Annotated in this window: 22 protein-coding genes; 10 read left to right on the forward strand and 12 right to left on the reverse strand. The window is 73.5% G+C overall.

Features of this window, described 5'->3' with window-relative positions; translation table 11 throughout:
- Window positions 1-41: 41 nt before the first annotated feature.
- Window positions 42-614 carry a 2Fe-2S iron-sulfur cluster-binding protein gene (locus AB0M29_RS33650; protein ID WP_365389752.1) on the forward strand — a complete coding sequence of 191 codons (573 nt, stop codon included), beginning with the start codon at window positions 42-44 and terminating at the stop codon, window positions 612-614.
- On the opposite strand, the gene AB0M29_RS33655 is transcribed toward AB0M29_RS33650, so the two are convergent.
- Complete coding sequence (locus AB0M29_RS33655; protein WP_365389755.1) at window positions 586-1,371, reverse strand: AfsR/SARP family transcriptional regulator; 786 nt, start codon at window positions 1,369-1,371, stop codon at window positions 586-588. The genes AB0M29_RS33650 and AB0M29_RS33655 overlap by 29 nt on opposite strands.
- Window positions 1,372-1,664: 293 nt before the next feature.
- Between AB0M29_RS33655 and AB0M29_RS33660 the strand changes: the two genes are divergently transcribed.
- Window positions 1,665-4,604, forward strand: coding sequence for a BTAD domain-containing putative transcriptional regulator (locus AB0M29_RS33660; protein ID WP_365389758.1), 2,940 nt, complete (start codon window positions 1,665-1,667; stop codon window positions 4,602-4,604).
- Window positions 4,605-4,630: 26 nt separating this feature from the next.
- On the opposite strand, the gene AB0M29_RS33665 is transcribed toward AB0M29_RS33660, so the two are convergent.
- The 4 genes from AB0M29_RS33665 to AB0M29_RS33680 form a co-directional block, all read right to left on the reverse strand.
- Entirely contained in the window at window positions 4,631-4,840 is a 210-nt protein-coding gene (locus tag AB0M29_RS33665; RefSeq protein WP_365389759.1) for a hypothetical protein, read from the reverse strand.
- A 115-nt stretch (window positions 4,841-4,955) separates the two neighbouring features.
- Window positions 4,956-5,396 carry a hypothetical protein gene (locus tag AB0M29_RS33670; RefSeq protein WP_365389762.1) on the reverse strand — a complete coding sequence of 147 codons (441 nt, stop codon included), beginning with the start codon at window positions 5,394-5,396 and terminating at the stop codon, window positions 4,956-4,958.
- A 5-nt stretch (window positions 5,397-5,401) separates the two neighbouring features.
- Window positions 5,402-6,403: a HoxN/HupN/NixA family nickel/cobalt transporter gene (locus AB0M29_RS33675; RefSeq protein ID WP_365389846.1), complete on the reverse strand. Its 1,002-nt coding sequence runs from the start codon at window positions 6,401-6,403 to the stop codon at window positions 5,402-5,404.
- A gap of 348 nt (window positions 6,404-6,751) precedes the next feature.
- The gene (locus tag AB0M29_RS33680) at window positions 6,752-10,216 is read right to left on the reverse strand and encodes a phosphodiester glycosidase family protein (RefSeq protein ID WP_365389765.1); all 3,465 of its coding nucleotides are present in this window, start codon (window positions 10,214-10,216) and stop codon (window positions 6,752-6,754) included.
- Window positions 10,217-10,608: 392 nt separating this feature from the next.
- On the opposite strand from AB0M29_RS33680, the gene AB0M29_RS33685 reads away from it, so the two are divergent.
- Window positions 10,609-11,925: a geranylgeranyl reductase family protein gene (locus AB0M29_RS33685; RefSeq protein ID WP_365389768.1), complete on the forward strand. Its 1,317-nt coding sequence runs from the start codon at window positions 10,609-10,611 to the stop codon at window positions 11,923-11,925.
- A 188-nt stretch (window positions 11,926-12,113) separates the two neighbouring features.
- Window positions 12,114-13,295, forward strand: coding sequence for a hypothetical protein (locus AB0M29_RS33690; protein ID WP_365389770.1), 1,182 nt, complete (start codon window positions 12,114-12,116; stop codon window positions 13,293-13,295).
- Window positions 13,296-13,312: 17 nt separating this feature from the next.
- On the opposite strand, the gene AB0M29_RS33695 is transcribed toward AB0M29_RS33690, so the two are convergent.
- Entirely contained in the window at window positions 13,313-13,972 is a 660-nt protein-coding gene (locus AB0M29_RS33695) for a response regulator transcription factor (protein ID WP_365389772.1), read from the reverse strand.
- Entirely contained in the window at window positions 13,969-15,228 is a 1,260-nt protein-coding gene (locus AB0M29_RS33700; protein WP_365389774.1) for a sensor histidine kinase, read from the reverse strand. Before AB0M29_RS33700 ends, AB0M29_RS33695 begins: the two co-directional genes overlap by 4 nt.
- 169 nt (window positions 15,229-15,397) lie before the next feature.
- Here AB0M29_RS33700 and AB0M29_RS33705 point away from each other — a divergent pair, with 169 nt between their 5' ends.
- Window positions 15,398-16,486: an ABC transporter permease gene (locus tag AB0M29_RS33705; RefSeq protein ID WP_365389776.1), complete on the forward strand. Its 1,089-nt coding sequence runs from the start codon at window positions 15,398-15,400 to the stop codon at window positions 16,484-16,486.
- Window positions 16,483-17,178 (forward strand): ABC transporter ATP-binding protein, encoded by a 696-nt coding sequence (locus AB0M29_RS33710; RefSeq protein ID WP_365389779.1) that lies wholly within the window; start codon window positions 16,483-16,485, stop codon window positions 17,176-17,178. Before AB0M29_RS33705 ends, AB0M29_RS33710 begins: the two co-directional genes overlap by 4 nt.
- Before the next feature lie 20 nt (window positions 17,179-17,198).
- Here the strand turns inward: AB0M29_RS33710 and AB0M29_RS33715 are convergent, their stop codons facing one another.
- Window positions 17,199-17,825 (reverse strand): glyoxalase, encoded by a 627-nt coding sequence (locus AB0M29_RS33715; protein ID WP_365389782.1) that lies wholly within the window; start codon window positions 17,823-17,825, stop codon window positions 17,199-17,201.
- Window positions 17,826-17,951: 126 nt separating this feature from the next.
- On the opposite strand from AB0M29_RS33715, the gene AB0M29_RS33720 reads away from it, so the two are divergent.
- Window positions 17,952-18,647 (forward strand): alpha/beta hydrolase, encoded by a 696-nt coding sequence (locus AB0M29_RS33720; protein WP_365389785.1) that lies wholly within the window; start codon window positions 17,952-17,954, stop codon window positions 18,645-18,647.
- Window positions 18,648-18,674: 27 nt separating this feature from the next.
- Here the strand turns inward: AB0M29_RS33720 and AB0M29_RS33725 are convergent, their stop codons facing one another.
- The gene (locus tag AB0M29_RS33725; RefSeq protein WP_365389788.1) at window positions 18,675-19,349 is read right to left on the reverse strand and encodes an HD domain-containing protein; all 675 of its coding nucleotides are present in this window, start codon (window positions 19,347-19,349) and stop codon (window positions 18,675-18,677) included.
- A 112-nt stretch (window positions 19,350-19,461) separates the two neighbouring features.
- On the opposite strand from AB0M29_RS33725, the gene AB0M29_RS33730 reads away from it, so the two are divergent.
- Complete coding sequence (locus tag AB0M29_RS33730; protein ID WP_365389791.1) at window positions 19,462-20,436, forward strand: GlxA family transcriptional regulator; 975 nt, start codon at window positions 19,462-19,464, stop codon at window positions 20,434-20,436.
- Window positions 20,437-20,443: 7 nt separating this feature from the next.
- Here the strand turns inward: AB0M29_RS33730 and AB0M29_RS33735 are convergent, their stop codons facing one another.
- Window positions 20,444-20,806, reverse strand: coding sequence for a DoxX family protein (locus AB0M29_RS33735; protein ID WP_365389794.1), 363 nt, complete (start codon window positions 20,804-20,806; stop codon window positions 20,444-20,446).
- A complete protein-coding gene (locus tag AB0M29_RS33740) occupies window positions 20,803-21,315 on the reverse strand; it encodes a cupin domain-containing protein (protein ID WP_365389797.1) in 513 nt (170 codons plus the stop codon). The genes AB0M29_RS33735 and AB0M29_RS33740 overlap by 4 nt, the downstream gene beginning before the upstream one ends.
- 81 nt (window positions 21,316-21,396) lie before the next feature.
- On the opposite strand from AB0M29_RS33740, the gene AB0M29_RS33745 reads away from it, so the two are divergent.
- Together AB0M29_RS33745 and AB0M29_RS33750 are read left to right on the forward strand one after the other, a co-directional pair.
- A complete protein-coding gene (locus AB0M29_RS33745; protein ID WP_365389800.1) occupies window positions 21,397-22,248 on the forward strand; it encodes a LysR substrate-binding domain-containing protein in 852 nt (283 codons plus the stop codon).
- A gap of 73 nt (window positions 22,249-22,321) precedes the next feature.
- On the forward strand, window positions 22,322-23,056 hold the full coding sequence (locus tag AB0M29_RS33750) for a DUF2993 domain-containing protein (RefSeq protein ID WP_365389804.1): 735 nt from the start codon (window positions 22,322-22,324) through the stop codon (window positions 23,054-23,056).
- On the opposite strand, the gene AB0M29_RS33755 is transcribed toward AB0M29_RS33750, so the two are convergent.
- Entirely contained in the window at window positions 23,044-23,673 is a 630-nt protein-coding gene (locus tag AB0M29_RS33755) for a TetR/AcrR family transcriptional regulator (RefSeq protein WP_365389806.1), read from the reverse strand. The two genes, AB0M29_RS33750 and AB0M29_RS33755, sit on opposite strands and share 13 nt — an antisense overlap.
- Window positions 23,674-23,827 lie beyond the last annotated feature (154 nt).

Here is a 23,827-nt window from a genome sequence, read left to right on the forward strand (position 1 = left end):
GAAGGGCCGGAGGACGATCCGGTCGCCGAGGAGGGGACGCCATGGACGCCGCGACGACGGTGGGGCCGAACGCGGGGCCGACGGTGAAGCTGACGGTGAACGGCCGCGAGGTCGAAGGGCCGTCCGACGGACGCCGGTTGCTCGACTGGCTCCGTGACGACCTCGGGGTGACGTCGGTCAAGGCGGGCTGCGAGATGGGGCACTGCGGGGCCTGCACGGTGCTGCTCGACAGGCGTCCGGTCCTCGCCTGCACCACGCTCACCGCCCTGCTGCCCGGCGGTTCCGCCGTGTCGACCGCGGAACACGTCGCCGACGCGCCGACCGGGCGGCGGCTGGTCGAGGAGTTCGTCCGCTGCGGCGCGGCGCAGTGCGGGTTCTGCACTCCTGGCATGCTGTGCGCCTCCTCGGCCTATCTCACCGACCCGGGACTGGCCGCGGACGTACGGGCGGCCCTCGCCGGGAATGTCTGCCGCTGCACGGGATACGCGCAGATCGTCGAAGCGGTCGAAGCCGTGCGAGCGGCCGAAGCCGGGCGAGCGCGGGATGCCGGGCGAGCGGCGGAAGCCGAGGAAGTCCCCGTAGCGTCTATGGGGGAACGGGGGAAGCGCTGCTGAGCAACGACTCGCCGTGCAGGATCCGGGTGTAGAGATGCCCGAGAGCCGGGCTCGGCGATATCCCCAATTCGTCGGCGAGACGCTTGTGCAGGCTCCGGTAGTGGGTCAGCGCTTCGCCACGCCGGCCGCTCTGTTCCAGGGCCACCATCGTCACTTGCGAAACCGATTCGCTCAGCGGGTATTTCACCGCGAGGCCGACTGCCTTTTCCCGTGCCTCGGCCGGGCGGCGCAGCTTGAGGTTGATGGATATCTCCTCCATCTCCGCGCTGAACCTGGCCTCTTCGAGATGGGCGCTGGCCCGCTCGACCGGCCCGGTCGGCGGGATGTCGGCGAGGGCGGAACCCGCCCAGTGCCGCAGCGCGCTCTCGATGAGCTGCAGCGCCTCGGCCAACTCACCTGCCCTGTGCCGGATCCGGGCCTTGGTCAACGCGTCCTCGAACGCGGACGCGTCGATCTGCGAGCGGTCCCAGCACAGGGTGTAGCCGTGGGTGCTGGTGGTGATGGCCGCGGACAGCTCCGGGTGCCCGCGGCGCACCAGCTCGTCGCGGAGCCTGCTCACACAGGTGTAGATCGAGCCGGAGACATTGACGGGACCTTCCTCCTCTCCCCACACCCATGCCGACAGGGCCTCCTGGGAGACCGTCGCGCCCTCGTTGAGCGCGAGGGCGGTGACCAGGCTCCGCAGGCGAGAGGACTTCAGCGGCGCGGGGGGTGACCCCTCGCCGAGACGGAGATGACCGAGGACGCTGATCAACACGAGGCTTCTCCGATCCGCGCGAAACCGACCGGCTGAAGGGACGGCCGGACGCTGACTGTTCTGCGAGGGAGTCTGTTCGCGGCTCGTCCCGTTCCATTCCCGATCCAGTACCGTTGGAGATCCACATCGGGGGTGGACGCGTTGGTACGTGGGTGGGGGCAAGAGTGGCGGCGAGCGCCGGATCCGGCAGGCAGTTGCGCTTCAACGTGCTGGGACCGCTGGAATGCTGGTCCCATGGCAAGCGGGTCGCGGTCGGCGGATTGCTGCAGAAACGGATCCTGACAACGTTGTTGTTGAATCCGGACCGAGTTCTGCCGATTCCCCGGCTGGTGGACGCCGCCTGGGTGGAGGAACCGCCCGCGACCGCCGCCCACCAGGTACGCAAAGCCGTGGCCGATCTGCGCCGCCGTATCCCCGGTGGTGACGCGGTCCTCGTCACCGACGGCCCCGGGTACCGCGCCGAACTGCTGGCGGGCGAGTCGGACCTCGGCGACTTCGGCGCGTTACGGACGGCGGCGAGAGCGGCGGCGGGGGCCGACCGGCTACGGGAGGCGGCCGTGCTCCAGCGCCGGGCCCTCGACCTGTGGCGCGGCCCGATGCTTCCGGAACTGGCCGAGTCCCAGGTGATCGCCGCCGCGGTCACCGCGCTGGAGGAACAGCGGCTGGCCTGCGCGGAACAGCTCTACGAGACCTGCCTCGGCCTCGGCGAGGCGGCCGAAATCGTGGCCGACCTGCGGGCGTTGGTCGACGCCAACCCGCTGCGCGAGTCGCTGCGCACCCAGCTCATGCTCGCGCTGTACCGCTCGGGCCGTCAGGCCGAGGCGCTGGACGAGTTCGGCCGCGCCCGCGACATCCTCGTCGAGGAGCTGGGGATCGAGCCGGGCCCGCAACTGGCCCGTATCCACGAGGACATCTTGCGTACGAGCCCCGGTCTCGACCTGCCCCCGCCCCCTGAGGCACCGCGGGCCACTCCCCCGGCGCCGTCGCGGGACGCCTCGGCCAGCCAGCCACCGGCCCCGGCGCCGTGCACCCTCCCCTCCGACCTGGCCGACTTCACCGGCCGCGACCACGAGTTGGCGGTCCTGCTGAAGGCGGCGGGCAACTTCGGCCACGTCAGGACGCCGCAGGGCAGCCACTCGCGGATCCTCGCGGTGGACGGCATGGGCGGCAGCGGCAAGACCTCGCTGGCCGTGCACGCGGCCCATCTGCTCGCCGACGCGTACCCGGACGGGCAGCTCTACATCGATCTGCGCGGGCACAGTTCGGCCCAGGCGCTCTCCGTACCGGAGGCCCTGGACTCGCTGCTGCGCACCCTCGGCGTGCCGGGCGACCGTATCCCCGAACACCTCGCGGCCCGCGCCGCCCTGTGGCAGGCCGTGACGGCGGGGCGGACCATGCTGCTCCTGCTCGACAACGCCGCGGACACCGCGGTGGTCCGCGCGCTGCTCCCCAACCACCCGGGGTGCCTGGTGCTCGCCACCAGCCGGGCGCGCCTGGTGGACCTGGACTCGGCGCAGTGGCTGTCGCTGCGGGAGATGCCCGCGGGCGAGTGCGCCGACCTGCTGCGCGAGCTGCTCGGCGACGCACGGATCGACGCGGAGCCGGAGGCCGCGAGGGAGCTGTCCGAGTTGTGCGGGCGGCTGCCGCTGGCGCTGCGGATCGCCAGCGCCCGCCTGCGCAACCGGCCCCGCTGGACGCTGGAGTACCTGGTCGGCAGGCTCTCCGACGAGACCAACCGGCTGGACGAGCTGAGTTCGGGAGAGCGCAGCGTGGCGGCCACGCTGCGGCTGTCGTACCAGGCGCTGAGCGGACCCGGCCGGGAGGCGCTGCGGCTGCTGGCCGTGCATCCGGGCGGGCACATCGACGCGTGGGCGGCCGGAGCGCTGCTCGACGTCTCCCCGCGGGAGTCGGAAGGCGTCCTGGAGTCGCTGCTGGACGCGCATCTGCTCCAGCAGCCCGACATCGGACTCTACGGATTCCACGACCTGGTGCGCAGCTTCGCGCAGAGCCTGTCGTCACCGGCGGCGGAGCACACCGCGGCGGGTCGCCGTCTGGTCGACCACTACCTGCACGCCACCGACGCCGCCTGCCAGGTGATGTTCCCCGGCCGCCGGACCCTCCCGTCGGGTCTCGCGGCCCCCGCCACCCCGCTGCTGCGGTTCACCGACAGCGCCGCGGCGGCCGACTGGTTCGCCCGCCAGCAGGAGACGCTACGGGCCGGGGTCGCGCTCTCCGACCAGCTCCTGCTCGACCGGCACACCGTCCTGCTGGTGCGCAACCTCGCCTTCCAACTCAGCGCCCGGGGACACCTGGAGGAGTTCCGGCGGCTCGGCATGACGGCCGTGGCCGCGGCGCGGCGGCTGGGCGATCCCGCGCTGCTCGCGGTGAGCCTGTCCAACCTCGGGGTGGCGTGCTGGAAGCTGGGGCACCTCGCGGAGGGGATCACCATCGCGGAGGAGAGCCGCGAGATCGCCGAACGCCTCGGCGACCGGCTGACGATGGCGCACAGCGACAGCACCCTGGGACAGCTCAAGAGCCTCCTGGGCCGCTTCGCCGAGGCGCTGGTGCACCTGGAGCGCTCGATCGCCTGCGAGCGCGACCTGGGCGACCGCCGCGCCGAGGCCGAGAGCCTCACCCTGCTGAGCACCCTCTACGAGCAGTGGGGGCGGTACGCGGAAGCCGCGGACGCGGCCCGCCTCGCCATCGAGCGGTGCGCGGAACTCGGCCGCCACGAGAACGAGTTGATGGCCCGTACCGATCTGGCGCTGGCGCTGCTCGGGCTGCGGGACCTCGACGCCGCCGAGGACCATCTCGTCCACGCCCGCGCGCTGTGCGAGGACCTGCGCGACCACGGGCACATGGCGCTGGTGTTCGCCGCCTCGGCCGCGGTCGCGCACCTGCGCGCGGACACCGGGCGGGCCCGCGAGTTCGCGGAGCGGGCGATGGAGCTGGTGCGGGACAACGGCTCGCAGCTGCGGCGGAGCAAGGTGCAGAACATGGTCGGCCGCTACTGGCTGCTGGCCGGCGAGCCCGAACGGGCGCTGGGCCTGCACACCTGCGCCGAAGAGGCGGCCCGCTCACTGGAGTTCCGGGTCGAGCAGGCGTACGCGCTGGCGGGGATGGCCGACGCGCTACGGGGCCTGGGGCGCGGGGCGGACGCGGAGCGGCGGGAGGCCGCGGCGGAAGACATCTTCACGGAGCTGGATCTTCCGCCGGGCCGCCGCCGCTTCTGAGCCGTCAGCCCTTCGCGGGGGGAGCGTCAGCCCTTCGCGGGACCGGTGCCGGTGGGGCCCTGGTCATCCTCGGTGTCCCCTAACACCCCGTCGGCGACGACGGGCGCCGAGGTGTGCGTGGCCGTCCGGCCGATCGCGGTGGCACCGAGCTGGTGCCCGCCGAGGACGCCGAGGGCGCCCAGTATGAGGGCGGTGCCGGTCAGGGCACCGCGCAGGACCCGGGATGAGTGACGCATGGGACGTTCCTTTCACGTAACCAGGTTGAGCGGTAGATCTTGTGTGACGAGCACGATGCCGTCTGCCGTTCCCGATCCGGTTCCGTCACGTTCCCGTCCGGCGTCCTGCCTGGTGTCAGGGGGTGCCGGGCCCTTGGAGCGTGCACTTGACGACCTCCGCCGCCCCGTCGGACAGCGCCACCGTCAGCCGCGCCCGGCCCTCCTTGAAGCCCGCCAGGTCGAGATAGGCGCACACCACCGCGCGTACGACACTGGCGGTGTCGGCCGGCAGGACGTCGGCTGCACTGGCGGCGCCGGAGGCGCCCGGAGCACCCGACGGGCCGGAGAATCCGGACAGTCCGGACAGCGTGACGGTCTCGACGCGGTGCATGTCGTCGCTCGTCACCACCTCGACCGTGGCCAGCGGGCGGCCGTCGCCGGGGCCGCCCGGAGCGGTCCGCGAGGCGCTGTCGGCGGTGGTGCTGCCACCCGCGCCACTGGCCCGGGCGATGTCGGCGAGCTCCCTGACCAGCCCGAGGTCCGGTTCACCGTCATTGTGGTTCGCCGCGGAGTCCACGGAGTTCACCTTTCCTCGAATCGGATCCAGCGCCAGGCCAGGAGGGCGACCAGCCAGACGGCCACGAAGAGGCCGACGATCACGAACCCCAGTGTGTTGAGGTCGAGCCCTGACACCCAGTCCCAGAAGGCGCCGTGCAGGTCCAGCCGGTCGGCGAAGAGCGCCAGCAGTTCGGCGGTGCCGATCAGCAGCGCCACCGCCACGGACAGGCCGGTGATGGTGATGTTGTAGTAGATCTTGCGCACCGGCCGGGCGAAGGCCCAGTCGTAGGCGAAGTTCATGAAGGCGCCGTCGATGGTGTCCAGCAGCGACATCCCCGCGGCGAACAGCACCGGGAGCACCAGGATCGCGTACCACGGCAGCCCGGACGCGGCGCCGGTACCGGCCAGCACCATCAGCCCGACCTCGGTGGCGGTGTCGAAGCCGAGTCCGAACAGCAGCCCGATCGGATACATCTTCCAGGGGCTGTCGATCCGCCGCATCACCCGGCCCAGCAGCCGGTTGATCAGCCCGCGGCTGTTGAGGTGCTCCTCCAGGGTGGCCTCGTCGTAGCCGCCGGTCCGCATTCCGCGGAAGATCTTCACCAGCTTGACCAGGACCACCAGGTTGACGACGGCGATGAGGTAGAGGAATCCGCCGGAGATCGAGGTGCCGACCAGGCCGGTCACGGTGTGCAGCCCGGAGTCCTGGTTCTCCACGGGCAGGGCGAGCGCCTTGACGCCCAACGCGAGAAGGAAGGCCAGGCCGAAGACCACCGAGGAGTGGCCGAGGGAGAACCAGAAGCCCACCGACAGCGGCCGTTTGCCCTCGCCCATCAGCTTGCGGGTCGTGTTGTCGATGGCGGCGATGTGGTCGGCGTCGAAGGCGTGCCGCATGCCCAGGGTGTAGGCGGTCACGCCGACGCCGACGCCGAACCCCTTGCCCCCGGTGGACAGATGCTGCGGCGCCACCAGCCCCACCAGGACGAACCACCCGACCACGTGCAGCAGCAGCACGAACGCGGCCATGCCGCCGAGGCGGCGCCACTCGTCCGGGGTGAGCGCGGCGCGGATGCGGGCGAAGCGTCCGGGAGGCGCCGCGGCCGCCGGGGCGGGCGGCGAGGCCGCGGTCGAGGTGACAGTCATCGCTGGTGTTCCTCCCTTTCAACAGGGCTGTTGCACGAGGACTGTTATTGCACCACCTTCGCAATTTGCGGCGCCACGAACGGCAGGCCGGTGACAGAAGCACGAAAGACACGTGCAAGGCGGTCCGGCGGTGGACCCCGCGAACCGGAGCGCGCCGGTACGACAGGGCAGGTGGGCGACGGGGTCGGCGGGTGAGCGGTGCCTGCCCACCCGCCGACAGCGGCCTCAGCCTCAGCCGAGGGTGATGTCCGCCGAGGCCGTCAGACCGCCCGCGGACACCGTGACGGTCACGGCACCCGAGCGCAGCGCCGTCAAAGTGCCGGACGCCATGTCGAGTACGGCCAGGGTGTGCTGGGACCTGCGGGCATCCCGTACTGCCGCCGGGGAGGTGGCGACCACCAGCCCGGAACTTCCGCCCCAGGTGACGCTGGCGGGGAAGCGCAGCGGGAACCTGAGACCGAACTCGCTGGTGATGCCGGTGGCGGCCGGCTCCGCCGAGGCGCCCACGGCGAGGTGCGACGGGGCGGACAGCTCGATGCCGTCGATCAGCGGCCGGCTCTCCGCGCGCAGCCACTCGCGGGTCTCCGGGCTCGGCCGGCCGGCGCGGATACGGGCGGGCCGCGGGTCGACGGCGACGTGCATCCAGCCGAAGAACCCGCCCTGGTCGGGCGAGCTGTAGGGCGTCTTGCCGACGGCTGGGGTGGTGACGTCGAGCACTCCGTCGGTGCGCGTCACCGACGCGGTGTGCGCGTGGCCGGTGAACAGGGCCACCGGCTTGCCCGAGGTCTCCCGGAAGTCCGCCAGCCAGCGCTGCAGCAGCCCGGCCTCCAACTGGTCGGACAGCTGCGACGCACCGGCCCCCGACGGGTCCCGCAGCGGGTGGTGGAAGGAGACCAGCACACCGGTGACCGAGCGGTCGGTGGCCGCCTTCGCCAACTCGGCCCGCAGCAGCGGCACCTGGTCCCAGTCGGAGGTCCGCATGTCACCGGTGTGGGAGTCCAGCAGCAGGAAGCGCACGCCCTTGTGGTCGAAGACCTGGCGGTTGGGCCGCCCGGTGATCGACAGGAACGCGTCGAGCCCGCCGGTCGCCGCCAGACCCGCCTCGTGGTTGCCGGGCGTCCAGTACACGGGCAGATCGCCCGGCACGTGGTCGTGCAGCAGCCCCATGGCGAGCGCGAAGTCCGCCGGGTTGTTGTTGTCCACGAAGTCGCCGTTGATCAGCAGGAAGTCGGGCTCGGCCGCCACCGCCTGGCCGAGGGCGATCGCGGCCTGCCGCCCCGAGAAGGAGTCCAGCCCCGCCGCCGCGCTGACGTGCAGGTCGGACAGGACCGCGAAGGTCCACCTGCGGTCCGGCAGCCCGCCCTGCTCGACCACGTACGGGTCGGGGCGCGGCGGCTGCGTCGTGTCCGGCTGCTGCCCGACCTGGGCGGCGAGCCCGTCGAAGTCCAGCTGCCCGGCGTTCTTGTTGGTCTGCGACGTCTCGGCGATGTAGACGCGCAGCAGCGTGACGGGTTCGGAGTAGCCGGCGGGGATGTCGCCGACGACCCGGCGCCAGCCGGTCCAGTCCACCACGGTGGCGAAGGTGAACGGCAGGTTGGTGGTGCCCTGCGAGTACATCATGGCGCGCAGCCAGTGGTTGCGCCCGTCGCCGTTGACCCACAGTGCCAGCCGCTTGGTGCCGCTGGGGAGGGTGATCGGGCCGCCGCCCGCCACCGCGTACGCCGCCGAGGTGCTGGGCTGACCGGTGAAGTCGTAGGTGAGGCGCAGCGCGTGGTTGTCCGCGGCGGCTCCCGGCCGGTCCGCTGCCGGGACGTACGACACCGACGCGGTGCCGCGCGCGGCGAGCGCCGTCCAGCTCTCCGTCGGCTCGAACTCGGCCAGCGGCACGTCGATCAGACCCACCGTCACCGGCAGTTTCGCGGTGACGCCCTGTACGGTCGCGGTGAGCGTGGCGGACTTGCCGCCCGCGTCCGCGGCTCCGGTGAGGGTGAGGCTGCCGTCGGCGGCGGCCGTCACGGTGATGACGGCCTTGTCGTAGTCCAGTGCGGCGTCGCGCGGTGCCACGGGGGCGTCGAAGCCGTCCGCGTCGAAGCCGGTGAGCCGCACGCTGGTCGCCGCGCCGGGCTCGATGGTGACGGCCCGTTCGGTGAAGGCCAGCCGGTCCAGGTCGCCGACGACGCGCAGCGGGTGCTCGCCCTCGGCGGCGCCGGAGCGGGCGTGCACCGCGCCCGCGCCGGGGCGCCGGGCGTGGAAGACACCGTTGTCGGTCCGGCCGAGGGAGCCGGGCTCCGCCGTCCACCGCACCGGGGTGTGCGCGTCGACGGCGACCGGCGACCAGGTCTCGTCGTAGCCCGCGACCGCGAGGTCCAGGGTCAGTCCTGGCACCACGCGGTCGGCCGCCGGCCGCACGTCGAGCCCGCGCAGCCGCCCCGAGCCCTGGCGGGCGAAGAGGCCGACGCCGTCGGGCACGGGGCGCTCGCCGCCGTCCGAAGGGGTGTTGATTACACCGGCGGCGGAGTCGCCCGGGCGCCGGGCGACCAGCTCGGTGGAACCGCCGCCGTCCAGCATGAACGCCTCCACGGCGCCCAGCCGCACCAGCAGCTTGGCGGTGTCGTCGAAGCTCAGTCCCGCGGAGAAGTTGGCGGAGCCGTCGATCGCGACCAACAGCAGGCGGTGGCCGCCGTCCAGCCAGGCGATGGCGGTACGGGGCTTGGGCGCGTCGTTGCCGGTGCTGGGCGGGAAGTCGATCGCCGTGCCGTCCTTGACCAGCACCGACCCGCTGCCGAGCGCCATCCGCAGCGGACCCGGCGCGTCGGACTGAGGCGCGAACGCCACGCCGACCGCGTCACCGGCCTTCGCCGAGGCGAGCGCGGCCGCCGCGGCGCCGCGGCCGAGCACGATCAGCCCGCCGTCGGGGACCGGCGTGTCGGTGAGCGCCCCACCCACCGAGGTCACCGTGCCGCCGCTCACGACGAGTTCGGTGTACGGGCCCGGGTCCTGGATCAGGGTGCGGTGCCCCCCGCCCCACAGCGGCGTGAACACCGCGATGCCGTCGGCGGGTACGGACGCGGAGTTGAGGGCGGCCAGCGGGCGCTGCGTACCGGCGACGGTCACCGTGCCGGTGAGCACCAGGTCCGCCAGCCGGGCGACGCGGTCCGCCCCGACCGCGGCCACCGTCGCGTGCTGGTTGGTGCCCTTGCGCAGCTGCCCGGCCTGGATCTCCGGGCCCTCGGCCGCGTACGTCTCGGTGATGTCGAAGTAGTCGCCGTTGACGGCTGCCACCGCGTGCTGCGTGGCGGCCGCCCCCGCCAGCGGCCGCGCCTCGCTGACCTTGTCCGCGACCAGGTCGACGCCGACCGAGGCGTCCCCCAGGTCGGCGTTGAGTACGTGGACCCGCGTCCACCCGGTGCGGCCGAACGTGTCGAACGAGGTGAGGACGATGCCCGGCGCCACCGGGATGTCCACCCTCCCCGTCTCGACCGACTCCCCAGGGACGGCCACCTCGTACGCCGGAACGGGATACCGCGGAAACCGCACTCCTCCGGAGGCCGTTCCGGGACCGCCGCCCCCCGCCTCCCCGGGTGCGGCGGCCGCCGCCCTGCCTGTGCCGCCATTCGCGGCGAGTCCTGCGGCGACGGCGCCCACGAGGAGTCCGCGCCGCGTGAGGCCCATGGATCTGCTGTGGTGGGTGTTCATGCCCCGCACGCTATTGCCCCCACGGCGCCCCGCAACGCCCTTTGGACGACGCCCCCATGAAATCCGCCGGTCGCGGACTCCCCCGGCCCACCCCGCCCGGGGCGGCCCCCCCACGGAGGACCGTGCCCCGAAGGGGCGCGGGGAACTGCGCGACCAGCCATCGACTGGCTGCACGTCACCACCGGCCCCAAAGGGGCAAATCGGTTGTCTCCCGACCACCGGCCGGTGGGGGCTGAGCGCGCAGTTCCCCGCGCCCCTTCGGGGCACGTCCGGTGCCTGGCCTTACGTCAGCGCAGCGCGCTTCCCCGCGCCCCTTCGGGGCACGTCCGGTGCCTGGCCCACCGCAAGCGCAGCGCGCGGTGCCGCATCGTGGGCCCCGGAGGGGGGTAGCAATGGCTGACGTGGACAACGTGAGTGGTGGAGACGGGCCGGAGGACGTGGCGGCGGACGCGCAGGTGGTTGTGGTGGGCGCGGGACCGGCGGGGTCGAGCGCGGCGTACCATCTGGCGCGCGCCGGTGTGGACGTGCTGCTGCTGGAGAAGGACGACTTCCCGCGCGAGAAAGTGTGCGGGGATGGGCTCACCCCGCGCGGAGTGCACCAGTTGCTGCGGATGGGCGTCGACGTGAGCGGCGAGGGCTGGCACCGCTCACGCGGCATGCGCTGGGTCGTGGGCGACCGCGAGGTACTCATCGACTGGCCGGGACTCGCCCGCTTCCCGGACTTCGGGCTCACCCGTACCCGCCACGACTTCGACGAGATCCTGGTCCGGCACGCCCAGACGGCCGGTGCGCGGCTGCACACGCGGGTGAAGGCCACCGGCCCGCTCACCGACCGTACGGGCAGGGTCGTCGGCGTCCGCGCGGTCGCGGGACCGGGCGGTACGCCGGTCACCTACCGGGCGCCGCTGGTGATCGCCGCCGACGGCACCTCGGCCCGGCTGGCCGTCGCCCTCGGCGCCCACCGGGACAAGGCCCGGCCGATGGCGACCGCTCTGCGCCGCTACTACCGCAGCCCGATCCGGTCCCACGAGGAGTATCTGGAGCTGTGGGCCGACCTGCGCCACCCGTCCACCGGGGACCGGCTGCCCGGTTACGGCTGGGTCTTCCCGCTGGGCGACGGCCGCGTCAACGTGGGCCTCGGCATGCTCACCCGCCCGCACAAGAAGTCGCCCGATCTGCGGGCGACGCTGAACGCGTGGCTGGCCAGGACACCGCCCGAGTGGGGGCTCGACGACAAGGGCGCCGACGGACCGCTGCGCAGCGCCGCGCTGCCGATGGGCCTCAACCGCCGCCCCCAGTACGGCCGGGGCCTGCTGCTCGTCGGCGACAGCGCGGGCACCATCAGCCCCTGGAACGGCGAGGGCATCTGCCAGGCGATGGAGTCCGGCGAGGTCGCGGCCGAGGCCGCCGCACTCGCCCTCACCCGCCCGGCGGGCCCCGCCCGCGAACGCGCCCTGCAGGGCTATCCCGCCGAGCTGAACCGCCGTTGGGGCCGCTATTACCGGCTCGGCAACTTCGCCGCCACGTACATCCTGAGCCGCTCCGGCTTCCAGCCGCTGCTCAACCGCTACATCACCGAGCGCCCCGCCCTCGTCGGCGGGCTGGCCCGCCTGCTGACCCACCTCACCGACGACCCGTCGCACGACGCCATCGACCACGTACTCAACACCCTGATCCGCCTCACCCCCGCACCGACCGCCCGCCGCTGACGACACGTCAGCACAGCCGCGCTCGCGGACGAGACGGCTCCACGACCACCTGGTGACACAACCGTCGCACGCGCCCTCACAACCGCGTGCCGGGACGGGCTGTCCAACTATGCGGGACGGCGGCCGGATCCGCTCGCCGTGCCGGGCGCGGCGACCGGCCGCGCCGTGTACGCACCATGGGGGGAACGTTGAACACCCGTACGCACACGCTGCTTTCGTCCGCCACCGCCACCGGGGCCGGTCTGCTGCTGGCCGCGGCCGCCGTCGTCCTGGCACCGGCTGCCATGGCCGCACCGGCGGACGCGGGGCCGCCGGACCTGACCGTCTCCACCGCGGCGCCCGCCGAGATCGGGCTGGGCGGCCTGCCGGTCGCCTTCACCAGCACGGCGAAGAACATCGGCCCGTACGACACCTCGCACGCCCGGCTGATCTACCACATCGACGGTGGCGGCGGACTGCCGCCGAACGCCCTCAGCCTGCAGTACCGGCTTGGCGGAACGGCGTGGAAGACGGTGCCGCTGACGAGGACCGGCACGCAGTTCTCCGGCGAACTGCCCGAGCAGTTCCCACTGGCCGTCGGCCACCAGCGGACGGTGCAACTGCGCCTCGGCCTGCCCATGGGCTCTGCGCACAACGGCGACAGCAACGGCGGCACCCAGCGCCTGAAGCTGACCACGATGGTCTCCTACGGTGCCTCGGGCGCGGCCACCGGCACCGACGAGGACACCGTCAGGGTCGACGGGCTCACCACCGCCCTGACCGGCGTGCCCTCCACCGCCACCGCGGGCGGCCCCGGTGCGACCTTCCGGGCCACCGTCACCAACCCCACGGCCTCGGCGTACGAGAACGTGACGGATGTGCTCTTCACCAACCGCCACACCACCGTGCAGGTGCTGCGCTCGGGTTCCTGGCGGACGCTCAGGCCGATCACGTCCACCGCGGAACCGGACGTGTACGGCTTCGACGTCATCGGCAAGGACGCCTCCCTGGCGCCGCACAGCAGCACGACGGTCAAGGTCCGCCTGACCTACCGCAAGGACGCGCCGCTCGGGACGACGACCGTGAACCCGTGCGCGATCGTCAACGAGGGAGACCTGCCGTTCCGCGGCAGCACCTTCTGCGGCGCGTTCGAGAAGCTCACCGTGAAGGCGGGCGGTTCGGCCACCCCCACCCCGACCGCCACCGCTTCGCAGTCCGCTCCGACGGCAGCCTCGACCCCGGCCACGACTGCCACGGCCACGGCCTCGCAACTGGCCAGGACCGGAAGCACCGGCCTCTCGGAGACCGCCGCAGCGGCGGCGGCCCTCTTCGCGGCCGGAGCGGGCGCGCTGGGCCTCAGCGCGCTGCGCCACCGTCGCACCCGCGGCTGACCCCGGGTGCGACGCCGTCACCGGCGGATCAGGCCGAGGCCGGTGGCGGCGGCGACGGCCGCGGTGCGGGAGTCGACGTCGAGTTTGGTGAAGACGCGGACCAGGTGGGACTTGACCGTGCCCTCCGTGAGGTGGAGACGGTCGGCGATGGCGCGGTTGGACAGGCCCTCGGCGACCAGGGCGAGGACCTCGGTCTCACGCCGGGTCAGGGTGGTGCCGGGGACTCGCAGCCGGTTCATCAGCCGGTCGGCGACCACGGGGGCGAGGGTGGTGTGCCCGGCGGCGGCCGTACGCACGGCGGCGGCCAGGTCCTCGGGCGGGGCGTCCTTGAGGAGGTAGCCGGTGGCGCCCGCCTCGATGGCGGGCAGGGTGTCGGCGTCCGTGTCGTAGGTGGTGACCACGAGGACCCGGGGTGCGCCGGGCCGGGCGGTGATCGCCGCGGTGGCCTCGGCGCCGCCCATGCCCTTGCCGAACTGCAGGTCCATCAGCACGACGTCGATCCCGCCCGCGGCGGCCCGTGCGACGGCCTCTTCCGCGGTGGCGGCCTCGGCCACCACCTCCAGGCCGGGTTCGGTCTCCAGTACCGCGCGCAGCCCGGCCCGCACCACGGGGTGGTCGTCGGCCAGGAGGAGCCGGATGGGCGCGCCGGGCGCGGTCGGGGAATCGGTGCCGGTCAACGGGACGCCTTCAGGCTGGTCGGGGTGGACGGTGCCGGTGCGAGCGGAAGGCGCGCGCCCACGACCGTGCCGTGGCCCGCGGCGGATTCGACGTCCAGGACGCCGCCGAGGGCACGCAGGCGGGCGCGCATGGCGGCCAGGCCGTAACCGCCGCTCTCCGGGTCGGGGACGGCGGGCAGTTGGTCGGCGCCGAAGCCCGTACCGTCGTCGACGACGTCCATGGTGATGCGGTCGCCGGTGTAGCCGAGGGTGACGTCGACCGTGGTCGCGTGGGCGTGGCGGACGGTGTTCGCGAGGGCGGACTGGGCGACGCGCAGCAGCGCGACCTCGTACGCGGTCGGCAGCGGTACGGACGTGCCAGTCAGGTGGAACCGCGCGGTGAGCCCGTGCCGGGTGGAGGTGGTGGTGCACAGCCGTTCCAGGGCGTCCGGCAGGGTGGTGCCTTCCAGGCCCGGCGGGGTGAGGGCGGCGACGAAGCGGCGGGCCTCGGCGAGGTTGTCCACGGCGGACTGCCGTGCCTGGTCGACATAGCGGGCCGCGGTCTCGGGTGTCGTGGGCAGGGCCCGTTCCGCGGCGCGCAGCAGCAGTTGGATGCTGGACAGCCCCTGGGCGAGGGTGTCGTGGATCTCGCGGGCCAGCCGCTCGCGCTCGGCAAGGACGCCCGCGGTGTGCTGCGCCTCGGCCAGGTCGGCCCGGGTCGCGGTGAGGTCCTCGATCAGCGCGCGGCGCTGTTCGCTCTCCCGGTACAGCGCCTCGTACCCGCGCACCACCGCGACCGCCACTGCCGCGCCGAGGGCCGGGCCGATGGCCATGGCCGCGCTGAAGCTGCCCTGGTGGGCGGCGAACGCGGTGATCGCGGCCAGCGTGGTCGCCCCGACGGCGGCGAGGCCGATGCGGCGCGGCAGCAGGTGGAGCTGGAGGAAGTACAGCGGGAAGGCGACCCACACCCCGTCGGGGGACAGCGCGAGGAGCACCAGCCATACGGCGCCGACGGCCGCCAGCCACCAGGCGGCGCCCTCACGGGAGCGGCGGACACGCGGCAGCAGCGGGCCCGCCGCGTACACCAGTCCGCACGCCGCCGCGACGGCCACGACCACCCCGGCGTGCGGCCGGTCGCCGACCACGGCCCGGCCCGCGGCCAGCGCGAGGAGGGCGACCGTCAGCAGGTGCAGGCACCAGGTCAGGGCCCTGGCCGTCGGCGTCAGGGCGGCCGGAGCCAGGGCGGGGGCGGTCGTGGGGACGGTCTCGGTGCTCACAGTCCTTCCAGCCTAAGGACGCGGGACCCCGTCCGGCCTCTGTCGAAAGTGAGATCCCGCACGGCGCCTTTCGGTCCGTGAAGTGCCGACCCCGGCCAGATGCCCGCGCGAGGCACCGGCGGTGACTCTGGGGGCACATCGCTTCTCACGGGAAAGGGCGGGTCGAGCCGTGTTCGTCGGCTGGAGGGACGTGAAGTTCGCCAAGGGGCGCTTCGCCCTGATGGGAACCGTCATCGTATTGATCACCCTGCTGGTGGGCCTGCTGTCCGGGCTGACCGCGGGCCTGCGCCGGGAGAGCGTCTCCGCGATCACCGGCCTGCCCGCCGACAGGATCGTCTTCTCCGCGCCCGGAGCGGGGCAGGGCCTTTCCTACGCCGACTCGACGGTCACCGAGCGGCAGTGGCGGCTGTGGGCGGGAACCCCCGGCGTGACCAGCGCCGAACCTTTGGGCATCACCACCACCCGGGCGACCGCCGGGGCCGTCAGCGCCGGGGTCTCCGCCTTCGGCGTCAGGCCCGGCTCAGGGCTGGCTCCTGACGGCGTCGCGATCACGGACAGCGCCGCGGTGCTCTCCAGGGCCGCGGCCGACGACCTCCGGCTGCGGACCGGCGACACCTTCGCGCTGGCGGGCCAGGAGCTGACGGTGGCCGCCGTACGGGGCGACGCCTCCTTCAGCCACACCCCGGTCGTCTGGACCAGCCTCGCCGTCTGGCGGAAGGCAGCGGCTCCCCCGGGGCCCGGCGACCGCCCGATCGCGACGGTGATCGCGGTACGGGCCGCCTCCGGCGCGGATGTGCGGGCCGCCGACAAGGCGGCGGGCACCAGGGCCGTCGCGAAGGACGACTCGCTGGCCGCGATCGGGTCGTACACCGCGGAGAACGGCTCGCTGCAGCTGATCCGCGGCTTCCTCTTCGCCATCTCCGCCCTGGTCACCGGCGCCTTCTTCACCGTCTGGACCATTCAGCGCGGTGGCGACATCGCCGTCCTGAAGGCGCTCGGCGCCTCCACCGCCAGCCTGCTGAAGGACGCGCTCGGCCAGGCCGTCATCCTGCTGGCGGGCGGCACGGTGATCGGCACCGGCATCGCCGCCGCGCTGGGCGCTGCCTTCGCGGGGTCGGCCGTGCCCTTCGTCCTCACCGGTACGACCGTCCTGCTGCCCGCCGCCGTGATGGTCCTGCTCGGCGGGCTCGGCGCCGCGCTGGCCGTCCGGCGCGTCACCTCCGTCGATCCGTTGACCGCCCTGGGGAGCGCCCGATGAGCCTGCGCCTGACCGGCATCACCCTCACCTATCCCGACGGCGACGACCGGCTGACCGCCCTGGACGACGTCACCCTGGACGTGCCCAAGGGCAGCCTGACCGCCGTGGTGGGCCCGTCCGGCTCCGGGAAGTCCAGCCTGCTGGCGGTCGCCGCCACCCTCGTCACCGCCGACTCCGGCACCGTCACGATCGACGGCGCCGCCACCACCGGGATGCGCCGCGGCGAACTGGCCGCGCTGCGCCGACGGGCGATCGGCATCGTCTTCCAGCAGCCGAACCTGCTGCCGTCCCTGACGGCCGTCGAACAGCTCCAGGTCATGGCCCGGATCGACGGCCGCTCGCCCGCGAAGGCCCGCGGCCCGGCGATGGAGTTGCTGAGCGCCGTCGGCCTCGCCCAGCAGGCGGGCCGCCGTCCCCACCAGCTCTCCGGCGGCCAGCGGCAGCGCCTCAACATCGCCCGCGCGCTGATGAACGGCCCCACGGTCCTGCTGGTGGACGAGCCCACCAGCGCCCTGGACCATGAGCGCGGCGCCGCCGTCATCGGCCTCCTCGCCCGCCTCACCCACGAGCAGGCGACCGCCACGGTCCTGGTCACCCACGACCACAGCCACCTCGCCGCGGCCGACCGGATCGCCGACGTCCACGACGGACGCCTGCGGCCGCGGACGGCCGCGGGACGGGACACGCCCTAGGGCGGTACGCCCCGCGGCGGTCAGGACGCGGCCGCGAGCCGCGAGGTCTCCCAGGCGAAACCGTCCGGGTCGGTGAAGGGCGCGTCGGCGCCGCCGATCACGAGCCGGTGCGAGCCGCTGCCGTCGGCGTCGACCCCGACGTCCTTGGCGAGGGCCTTGCGCTTGTACAGGGCCAGCTTCACCGGCCCGTTCCCGGCGGCGAACTCCACGTACTTGGAGCCGAAGCTCTTCGCGACGGTGAGGCCCTGGCCGACGTAGAACCGCTTGCTCGCGCCCATGTCCTCGACGCCGATCAGCAGCACCAGGTCGTCGATGTGCCGGGTGGCGGGGCCGGTGTTCTTCTTCGCGGAGGTGGCGACCTTCCAGATGGTCCCGTCGGGGGCCTGGACGACGCCGCCGTAACCCCACAGCGACTTGGCGACCGGCTTGAGCACCGTGGCTCCGGCGGCGAGCGCGGACTCGACGAGGCTGTCGACGTCGGCGGGCTGGGACACCGTCAGCGCCAGCGTGAAGCCGCGGAACCCGGTGCTGGCCGTGTCCGTGGCCCGTACGCGTACCTGTGTGTCCAGGCCGAAGGCGGCGGAGTGGAAGGGCTGGGCGGCGGAGTCGTCCGCCACCTCGATGGTGACTGCTTCGATGAATTCCATGTCCACCACGCTACGGACGACCCCCCGTCCGAGGCTTCTCCGATCCTGACCGATGACCCGCACCGCGCGTTCCGCTGTGAGCCGACTGCGTCGCGCCCCGTGCGGTACGGGCGGCAGGATCGGCGTATGCAGCCGATCACCGTACTCGTGCACAGCCCGTCCGTCGGTCCCTCCACCTGGCACCCGGTGGCCCGGCAGCTGTCCGAGGCGGGACACCAGGTGCGGGTGCCGTCCCTGCTGCACGTGGGCGACGGCGGTCCGCCCTTCTGGCCGCGGGTCGTGGAAGCCGTGCGGGACGATCTCCGCGATGTCCCGGCGGGCAGCCCCGTGACGCTGGTGGTGCACAGCAACGCGGGCCTGTTCCTGCCGGTGATCCGCGCGGGCCTCGATCACCCGGTGACGGCTTCGGTCCTCGTCGACGCCGCGCTGCCGGCCAGGACCGGCCCCACCCCTGTCGCCACGGCCGAGTTCCTGGATTTCCTCCGCCCGCTGGCGGTGGACGGCAGGCTGCCGCGCTGGACCGACTGGTGGGACGAGGCGGACGTCGCCCCCATGTTCAGCGATCCGGCGGTACGGCGGACGGTCGTCGAGGAGCAGCCGAGACTGCCGCTGTCCTACTACGAGCAGCACATCCCGGTCCCCGGCGGCTGGGACGACCACCCCTGCTCCTACCTGCTGTTCGGCCCTCCGTACGAGGAGGCCGCCGCGCAGGCGCGGGCACGGGGCTGGCGGGTGGCGCACCTGCCCGGCGAGCACCTCCATCAGATCGTCGATCCCGAGGGGACGGCCCGGCGCATCGTCGACCTCGCCGCCACGCGCTGATCCGCCGCCACCGAGCGGCCGCGTCGCTCACTCCGGCCAGGGGGAGGTCCTGATGACCTCGACGAAGTCGCCGCGGACGAAGCCGGGCACGTAGTGGGCCAGGACGTCCGCCTTGACGTTGCCGAAGGTGGTGGCGGGGCGGTCCTCGATGCCCTCGGTGAAGGCGGCCAGGATCCGGTTCTTGAAGTCCGGCCGGGGGTGGGCGGCCACGACGGCGGCGCGCTGCTCGTCGGGGACGGCCGCGTAGCCGATGCCGAGGACGTCCAGCTCCACGCCCCGGGTGACCAGGGCGACTTCGGGCGCCATGTGCAGCGGGATCTCGGGGGTGGTGTGCAGGGCGATGCCCGTCCAGACCCGTTCGGCGGGCTCACCCGTGATGCCGTGGGAGTTCAGGAAGCGGCGCGCCTCGTCGGCGCCGTCGATCTCGAAGCGCTGGTCGGTGCGGCGGAAGCGGCGGGTGAGCCCGAGGTCGTGGAACATCGCCGCCACGTACAGCAGTTCGGGGTCGAAGCTCAGCCCCTGCTCCCGCCCGCGCAGCGCGCCCCAGAGGAAGACCCGCCGGGAGTGATGGAACAGCAGGGGTGACGCGGCCTCCCTGACCAGCTCGGTCGCCTCCCGCGCCAGGGCGCTGTCCGGGATCCGCACACCCGCGATGGTCACATCGACCGTCACGTCGATCGGCTCGGTCATTGGCTCGCTCATGGTGGGTTCCTCCGTCGTGTGCACGCGCCGGTGCGGTGGTGTGCCTTCACGCTCCCGCGTCGGCGTACGCTGGTGCCATGTCCTTGCGGCCAGGCAACCCACAGATCCGGACATGACGCGGACACCGCACCGGGTCGGCTTCGTGGTCTTCGACGGTGTGACCATGCTCGACGTCAGCGGCCCTTCGGAGGTGCTGCACCAGGCGGGGCGGCTCGCCACGCCGTATGAGTTGCTGCTGGTCTCGCCGCGCGGCGGCGCGGTGGCCACCTCCACCGGCCCGGTCCTCGGCGGCACCTCGACGGCGGCCGACGCAGGGCTGCTCGACACGGTGATGGTGGCCGGGGGCGACCGGCTGGCCGAGGGGCCCGTGGAGCCGGAGCTGCTCGACACCGTCAGTGCCCTTGCCGGGCGGGCGGGCCGGGTCGCGTCCGTATGCACCGGCGCCTTCGTCCTCGCCGAACTCGGTCTGCTCGACGGCCGCCGGGCCGCCACCCACTGGCGGCACGCCGAGACCCTCGCCCGCCGCTACCCCCGCGTGCGCGTGGAACCCGACGCCATCCATGTGCGCGACGGGCGCTATGTCACCTCGGCGGGCATCAGCGCCGGGATCGACCTGGCCCTCGCCCTGGTCGAGGAGGATCACGGACCGGAGGTGGCCAGGGCCGTCGCCCGCGAGCTGGTGGTCTTCCTGCAACGGCCGGGCGGGCAGTCGCAGTTCTCCGCCGCCCTCGCCACCCGGCCGGCGCGCAGCGATCCGCTCCGGGCGCTGATGGCCGCGGTGCTCGCCGACCCCGCTGCCGACCACGGCCTCCCCGCCATGGCCGCCCGCGCCGCCGTCAGCCCACGCCATCTGAGCCGCCTCTTCCGTACCGAACTCGGCACCACGCCCGCCCGCTGGCTCGAACGCGTCCGGCTCGACCGCGCCCAGCAGCTCCTCCTCGACGGGCACAGCGTGACCACCGCCGCGCACGGCAGCGGGCTGGGCAGCGACGAGACCCTGCGCCGCGCCTTCGCCCGCCACCTCGGCACCACCCCCACCGAGTTCCGCGCGCGCTTCGCCTCCACGGCCGCGAGGCCGACCCCGTGACGGGGTGTCACAGCCAGGTCGTCGCCAGCCATACGGCGACGGCCGCGGTGAGCAGCAGCCCGATGTTGAGGGCGATGTCGCGGTCGCCCATCCTGAGGTGCACCCGGGTCGCGCCGATCTGCAGGGCCACGAACCCGCCCGCGGCGGCGAGCGCCGACCAGGCGGCGATGCCGGTGAGCGGCGGGAGCACCAGGCCGATCGCGCCGAGGAGTTCGACCCACCCGACGGTCCTGACGGCCGCCATCGGCATGCTGTCCACCCAGGCCATCATCGGCCGGAGTTGCTCGCGGCTCCTGACCACCTTCAACCCGCCCCCGTAGAGGTAGAAGAGGGCGAGCGGACCGGCCACGATCCAGTACGCGACCTTCACGACTCTCCCCGGCCCCGGGCGACGTCGGTGGCGGGCTCGGTGGCGTACCGGCTCATCACGTCGAGGGTCGTCCGCGGGTTCAGCGCCTGGCCGGCGGCGATCATGTCCCGCAGGTCGCGGAAGTACTGCACGTACAGGTCCGGGGTGAACGTGCTGAGCATGACGGCCGGTGCGTCGGTGGTGTTGGCGAACGTGTGCGGGGCGCCGGGCGGGACCATCACCAGCGTGCCCGCCGTCGCGTCGTACTCCTTCTCCCCGACGGTGAAGCGCACGGTGCCGGAGATGACGTAGAAGCCCTCGTCGTGCTGGGCGTGGCGGTGCTGCGGCGGTCCGGGGGTGTGGGGCGCGAGGACGGACTCGGCGAGCCCGAGGCGGTGCCCGGTGTTGCTGCCGTCCTCCAGCACACGCAGTCGTGTGGTGCCCAGGACGATCGTCTCGCCGTCGCTCGGGCCGACCACCGATACGGCGGGGTCGGCGGTCGGTTCGCTGGTCTGCGGTACGTCGGTCATGGCTCCGATTCCACCGCCGGGGCGGTGGGTGCGTCCAAGACCCGTTCCGAGGCCTCGATACCGGGCAGGTATCGTCGCACCATGGAGCTACGCACGCTGCGCTACTTCGTAGCGGTAGCCGAAGAACTCCACTTCGGCCGGGCCGCCGTCCGGCTGCACATGAGCCAGCCGCCGCTGAGCCGGGCGATCAAGAACCTGGAGGCCGAGGCCGGGGCCCTGCTGTTCCACCGCTCCTCCGCCGGGGTCACGCTCACCCCCGCCGGTGCGGTGCTGCTCGACGAGGCACGCGCGCTGCTGGACCGGGCCGAACGGGCGCGGCTGCGGGTCGCCGCGGCGGTGGGCGCCACCATCCTCTCCGTCGGCATCCTGGGCGACAGCGCCGACCCGGCCGCCGCCCGGCTGGCCGGGGCGTACCACCGGCGGCACCCGGGCGTCGAGGTCCGGATCCGTGAGACCGATCTGACCGACCCCACCTGCGGGCTGCACACCGGGGCCGTCGATGTCGCCCTGACCCGCGGCCCGTTCGACGACACCGGTCTGACGGTCCACCATCTGCGGGCCGATCCCGTGGGCGCCCTGCTGCGCGCGGACGACCCGCTGGCGCACCGCGACAGCCTGCGGCCGGCCGACCTCGCCGACCGCCGCTGGTTCCTCTTCCCCCAGCACACCGACCCGCTGTGGCAGTCGTACTGGAACGCCGGTGAGCCGCGCGAGGGCCCGGTCGTCCGTACCGTCCAGGAGTGCCAGCAGGCGGTGCTGTGGAACGGCACCATCGGTATGACCCTCCTGGGCCACGACCCGGCCGACGGGCTCACCGTGGTGCCGCTGACCGACATGCCCCCGAGCCGTGTGGTGGTGGCCTGGCGCCGCGGTGACACCAACCCCCTGATCCGCTCCTTCGTCCAGACCGCGACGACGGCGTACCAGAGCTGAGCCGGGACCTTAGTTGCACATTGACGTGCAAGTAACTTAGCCTGCGGATTCCGGGCCTCCGAAAGGACCTCTGATGCCGCGCTGGACGACACTCCCCGGCTCCCGCCGGATACGCCTGCCTCTCGCACTGACCGCCGCCGCGCTCACCTTGACGGCGGCGGCGGTGGGAGGCGACAGACTCGTCGCCGTCTGGGCCGAGCACGCGACCGCCGCCGCCTTCCAGGAGGCCACGGGTGCCACCGACACCCCGAGCGTCCACATCGGCGGGTTCCCCGTCACCCGCCAGCTGCTCGCCGGGCATCTGGACCGGGTCACCGTGCACGCGGGTGAGATCCCGGCCGCCGGGGACCGGCCGGTCCCACTCACCCGCCTCGACCTGCGGATGACCGACGTCCGCGCCGAGTCCGACCCGAAGACGGCACGGGCGGCCACGGTGGACGGGACGGCACTGCTCTCCTACGCCGACCTGTCGCGGGCACTCGGCGTCCGGGTCGGCGCCGACCGCGCGCCCGGCCGGGTCGACGTGCGTACGGATCTGCCCCTGCTGGGCAAGGTGAGCGCCTCGGCCACGCTGGCGGTCGCCGGGCCGACGAGCATCGCCTTCCACGAGGTCCACCTGGACGCGCACCTGCCCGCCGCCGCGGACGCCGCGCTCGTCCAGGCCCTGGAGCAGCCGATCACGCTGCGGGACCTGCCGGCCGGGATGAAAGTGACCCGCGTACGGGTGGACTCCGCGGGGGTGCGGGGTGCCCTGACGGGCCGGGACGTCACCTTCACCCCGCGGGAGCAGGCGGGTCAGGCCGTCTGAGCCCGTTCGACCGCGGCGCGCGCGGCGGGCTCCGGCACCCCGGCCGCGATGAGTGTGGCCAGCGCGGTCCGGGTGCCGTCGTCCCGCAGCGCTCTCGCGTTGACCTCTTCGAGCAGTGCCACCGTCATCGCCTCCAGGCCGGCGCTCAGCGCGGCGGCCGGGAGGTGGCGGTGGAAGACGCCGTCGCGCTGGCCGCGCTCCAGGATGGCCGTGACCCCGGCGCGGGCCGGTGCCAGCACCTCCGTCACCCGTGCGCTGCCCAGATCGCGGCGGGCGAGGGCCAGGAGGAGCCGGTAGCGGTCGCCCACGGCCCACATCGTGAGCACGAAGGAGGCGAGCGCGCGCTCCGGCGGCTCGGCCGGGCCGAACCGCTCCGATCCGGCCGCCAACGTACTCCGCAGGGTGTCGGACGCCTCCTCGGCCAGCGCCTCCAGCAGTGCCGCGCGCCCGGGGAAGTGGCCGAAGAGGGTGCGCCGGACCACGCCGGACGCCTGGGCGATCTCCTCCAGGGTGGCGTCCGGGTTCCGGCCCAGCTCCTGGCGCGCGGTGGCCAGGATGCGCGCGCGGTTGGAGCGCGCGTTGCTCCGCTGGGGCGCGCGGGCCGCGGGCTTGGTCACGGGAGACCCCAAGGTGTCGGAACCGGGAGACGCGGGCGGGACTGCGCCGACTCTATCGCCCTCCTGATCTTCGGCAGGGTCGGCGCCCGCCCGGTCGGCACCACCAGAGCCGCCACTCTCAGAACTGATGACATCATCATTCGAGGCTTGACGA

The organism is Streptomyces sp. NPDC051976 (assembly GCF_040680795.1).
Classification (GTDB): domain Bacteria; phylum Actinomycetota; class Actinomycetes; order Streptomycetales; family Streptomycetaceae; genus Actinacidiphila.

Bases quoted from the DNA above. Each gene is read 5' to 3' on its own strand.
- AB0M29_RS33650 (WP_365389752.1), top strand. From the start codon at position 42: ATGGACGCCGCGACGACGGTGGGGCCGAACGCGGGGCCGACGGTGAAG.
- AB0M29_RS33665 (WP_365389759.1), bottom strand. From the start codon at position 4,840: ATGCGTCACTCATCCCGGGTCCTGCGCGGTGCCCTGACCGGCACCGCC.
- AB0M29_RS33675 (WP_365389846.1), bottom strand. From the start codon at position 6,403: ATGGCCGCGTTCGTGCTGCTGCTGCACGTGGTCGGGTGGTTCGTCCTG.
- AB0M29_RS33680 (WP_365389765.1), bottom strand. From the start codon at position 10,216: ATGAACACCCACCACAGCAGATCCATGGGCCTCACGCGGCGCGGACTC.
- AB0M29_RS33685 (WP_365389768.1), top strand. From the start codon at position 10,609: ATGGCTGACGTGGACAACGTGAGTGGTGGAGACGGGCCGGAGGACGTG.
- AB0M29_RS33710 (WP_365389779.1), top strand. From the start codon at position 16,483: ATGAGCCTGCGCCTGACCGGCATCACCCTCACCTATCCCGACGGCGAC.
- AB0M29_RS33715 (WP_365389782.1), bottom strand. From the start codon at position 17,825: ATGGAATTCATCGAAGCAGTCACCATCGAGGTGGCGGACGACTCCGCC.
- AB0M29_RS33720 (WP_365389785.1), top strand. From the start codon at position 17,952: ATGCAGCCGATCACCGTACTCGTGCACAGCCCGTCCGTCGGTCCCTCC.
- AB0M29_RS33725 (WP_365389788.1), bottom strand. From the start codon at position 19,349: ATGAGCGAGCCAATGACCGAGCCGATCGACGTGACGGTCGATGTGACC.
- AB0M29_RS33730 (WP_365389791.1), top strand. From the start codon at position 19,462: ATGACGCGGACACCGCACCGGGTCGGCTTCGTGGTCTTCGACGGTGTG.
- AB0M29_RS33740 (WP_365389797.1), bottom strand. From the start codon at position 21,315: ATGACCGACGTACCGCAGACCAGCGAACCGACCGCCGACCCCGCCGTA.
- AB0M29_RS33745 (WP_365389800.1), top strand. From the start codon at position 21,397: ATGGAGCTACGCACGCTGCGCTACTTCGTAGCGGTAGCCGAAGAACTC.
- AB0M29_RS33750 (WP_365389804.1), top strand. From the start codon at position 22,322: ATGCCGCGCTGGACGACACTCCCCGGCTCCCGCCGGATACGCCTGCCT.